Raw genomic sequence first — 2,626 nt, 5'->3', positions numbered from 1 at the left:
CGAGCGAGGACCTCAGGGCGAGCAAGGACCTCAGGGCGAGCAAGGACCTCAGGGCGAGCAAGGACCTCAGGGCGAGCGAGGGCCTCAGGGATTTAACTTTCCGGTAACTACAGCTGTACTAAAAAATACACTTTCACAAACTATAAAACCCAATCAAAACGTCCGGTTCAATCTTACTTCAAACATAAATAACATACATTTCGATGCAACAGATACAATCACAATACTTGAAGATGGTGTATATATCATTGACTTTTCAGCTTCAACAATATTTTCAGGTTCAGCTCCCTTCGGCTTTGGCATTTCCATTAATGGCAACATACCTTCTGATAACTTTTCAGCAAATGCAATTGGAAGTTCAATTTCATTTTCCGCAATTGAAACGTTGAAAGCCAGAAATACGATTACTATTCAATCTACTACTAATACAATTACTATTCCCGATACAGGCAATACCACTGTTAGGCTCACTATCTTCCGCATTCATTAAAGGGTTTCTACATTATATAAAGTGACACTTCCATTAGTGGGGGTTACTGCCTATTAATGCAAGATAAAAATAAAAAGAGCGAATTTCTCGCTCTTTTTTTGATATGTACAATTTTTTCTACTCTAATTCAATTGAAACGTTTTTTTGCGGAACAAATGTGGAAATAGCATGTTTATAAATAAGCTGCTGCTTACCTTCTGTTTCCAATAAAACTGTAAAGTTATCAAAACCTTTAATTAACCCACGAAGCTGGAAACCATTTAATAAGTACAGCGTCACAAACGTATTTTCTTTACGGAGTTGATTTAAAAACTGATCTTGAATATTGATTGATTGCTTCATGTCGAATCCTCCTCTTTTTCTCTACTTACTTATTATTCGACTTTAGTTGTAGCTTTCCTTCTATGTATCGCAAAATTTCTGCTGTTTTTTCACCGTCGGTAACATCAAACCATGTCACATCCATTTTATTACGGAACCATGTTAGTTGACGTTTTGCATAGCGACGTGAATTTGTTTTTAATTGCATTATCGCTTCTTCTAGCGAAATATGCCCTTCGAAATAATTATATATTTCTTTGTAGCCAATTGCTTGAATGGATTGGCAATCTCGGACTCCATTTTCATATAAAGTATTCACTTCTTGCAACAATCCTTGTCCGACCATAAGATCGACACGCAAGTTGATGCGATCATATAACATTTCACGATCCATAGTCAAGCCGATTAACGAAACATCATATAGCAACTCATTTTCCTGCTTTTCAAGTTGATCACTCATCTTTTGCCCTGTCGTACGGAAAATTTCTAGAGCTCGAATGACACGCCTTACATTATTCGCATGAATACGATTCGCACTTTCTGGATCTACCTCTTGCAGCTTCTTATGTACATATTCTACACCATGTTCTGTCGCTAGCTTTTCCAGTTTCTCTCGATATACAGGGTCTCCAGCCTCATCTGTAAACTGATAGTCATATAAAACTGATTGTATATAAAGTCCGGTACCACCAACAATAATTGGTAGTTTCCCGCGTTCTGTAATTTCTCGAATATGGCCTCGAACAAGCTCTTGAAATTCCGCCACAGAAAATGAATCTTCTGGATTTTTAATATCGATCATGTAATGCGGAATTCCTTCCATTTCTTCCGTTGTTACCTTAGCTGTCCCGATATCCATCGTACGATAAATTTGCATTGAATCTCCGCTAATGATTTCACCATTTAACGCTTTTGCAAGATCAATGCTTAATTTTGTCTTTCCTACCGCAGTCGGTCCGATGATGACAGCAACTTTTTCACGTTGCAGTTCTCCCATATACTTCAACTCTCTTTATGTAATCTTATCCATCTGATCATTATATCCAATCTTACCAATTTTAATAGTCATAATGCAAGTTCTTTCAATACGGTAAATGAAATTCCAAAATAAGAATGATATAACAAACCCTTAATCAGTAGGATCATCTTCTTCCCTCACTGATTTTCACACCTAACCAATCAGGCTTTTCTAGAGATTCTCTCCTCCAACTATCTTCCTCGCCTCTTTCTGAATCTTGAGGTGAGGATTTTACTACCCGCGAATAGAGAGATAAAATTGACATAGTTTGTCCAACGATACATATACATGATAAAAAATAAGATTGGAGAGGATATAATGAAAATCGGACAATCTACTATTAATTTTTCAACATTAACGGAAGAACTCATTTTAGCAACAGCATTAAAAGAAAAGAACTGCTCACAAGAAGAATTATATTTCGCTTTAACCTGCTTACTACGTTCCTTTCATACATTATTCAATAACCAAATTTTAGACGAACCAACTAAACAATATGCACAAACCCAATTTTGCAGTGCATATAAGATTATTACAGGGCGAACTGTATATCCATTTTAACAAATTTTAAATAACAAAATGGCTGTTAGGAAATTCCCAACAGCCTGAAAGACCAGCACTCAATATTTGAATGCTGGATTTATTTTTTAACAACAATAGCATTATTTTAAAATCTTCACTTTAACAGATTTACGTCCCCATTTGTTAGCAGCTGAATCCGAGCCAACTAGAACGTCGATACGGTTACCTTTAATAGCACCACCAGTATCACCAGCGATTGCTTCTCCATATCCTTC

At 36.6% G+C, this 2,626-nt stretch carries 5 protein-coding genes; 2 read left to right on the top strand and 3 right to left on the bottom strand.

From position 1 onward, the window contains the following. On the top strand, positions 1-490 hold a 490-nt coding region (locus tag J4P91_RS15120), incomplete at its 5' end, for a Gly-Xaa-Xaa repeat protein (protein WP_207994792.1). 117 nt (positions 491-607) lie between these two features. On the opposite strand, the gene hfq is transcribed toward J4P91_RS15120, so the two are convergent. Together hfq and miaA are read right to left on the bottom strand one after the other, a co-directional pair. After that, a complete protein-coding gene (gene hfq, locus J4P91_RS15115; protein ID WP_000813896.1) occupies positions 608-832 on the bottom strand; it encodes an RNA chaperone Hfq in 225 nt (74 codons plus the stop codon). Positions 833-857: 25 nt separating this feature from the next. Next, complete coding sequence (gene miaA, locus J4P91_RS15110; protein ID WP_207994791.1) at positions 858-1,808, bottom strand: tRNA (adenosine(37)-N6)-dimethylallyltransferase MiaA; 951 nt, start codon at positions 1,806-1,808, stop codon at positions 858-860. Between the two features lie 345 nt (positions 1,809-2,153). Between miaA and J4P91_RS15105 the strand changes: the two genes are divergently transcribed. Next, a complete protein-coding gene (locus tag J4P91_RS15105; RefSeq protein WP_207994793.1) occupies positions 2,154-2,390 on the top strand; it encodes a hypothetical protein in 237 nt (78 codons plus the stop codon). Positions 2,391-2,491: 101 nt separating this feature from the next. On the opposite strand, the gene J4P91_RS15100 is transcribed toward J4P91_RS15105, so the two are convergent. Continuing rightward, positions 2,492-2,626: 3D domain-containing protein (locus tag J4P91_RS15100; protein ID WP_170959257.1), on the bottom strand; the 135-nt coding region annotated here is incomplete at its 5' end.

It is taken from the genome of Bacillus sp. XF8 (genome assembly GCF_017498755.1).
Lineage (GTDB): Bacteria > Bacillota > Bacilli > Bacillales > Bacillaceae_G > Bacillus_A > Bacillus_A bingmayongensis.
This window is presented reverse-complemented; position numbering and strand designations above follow the sequence as displayed.